The 611-nt window shown below is 64.4% G+C and carries 1 pseudogene; it reads right to left on the bottom strand.

What is annotated here, in order from left to right:
• A pseudogene (locus tag PZ895_RS19345) lies at window positions 1-611 on the bottom strand (helix-hairpin-helix domain-containing protein); the annotation flags it as partial.

Genomic DNA, 611 nt, shown 5'->3' with positions numbered 1-611 from the left:
TGGCCTTCGCCTCGTCGCGCGACATTTTTTCGAGCGAGCCGGTGAAGACGACCGTCTTGCCCGTCACCGGCGAGGCCACCGTCTGCGGGGCTTCCTCGTCCTGCGGGTCGACTTCCTTCAAAAGCGCCTCGACCGCCTCGCGATTGTGCGTTTCGGCGAAGAACTCGACCAGCGCCTNCACTCGGCGTTGCCGGGATCGCCCTTGCCTTCAGGCATCCTCGTCGCTTCCGCCGCCGCGCGCAGGGCATCGAAGCTGAGGAAATGGCGTGCCAGGCGCCTGGCGTTGGTCTCGCCGATATGGCGGATGCCGAGGCCGAACAGGAAGCGCGAATGCTCGACGCGGCGGCGCTCGTCGATGGCGGCGAAGAGTTTCTTCACCGATACCGCGCCGAAGCCGTCGACATTTTCCAGCTTGGCGAGCGATTTTTCCTGCCGGGCCTTCAGCGTGAATATCTCGGCTGGCGTCTTGATCTGGAATGCGGGGTCCGGGTGGTTGTAGAAGAACTCGACCTGCTTTTCGCCGAGACCTTCGATGTCCATCGCGTTGCGCGAAACGAAATGGCGGATGCGCTCGACCGCCTGAGCGGGACAGACGAGCCCGCCCGTGCAGC

The sequence above is a fragment of the Mesorhizobium sp. YIM 152430 genome, from assembly GCF_029210365.1.
Taxonomy (GTDB): domain Bacteria; phylum Pseudomonadota; class Alphaproteobacteria; order Rhizobiales; family Rhizobiaceae; genus Aliihoeflea.
This window is presented reverse-complemented; position numbering and strand designations above follow the sequence as displayed.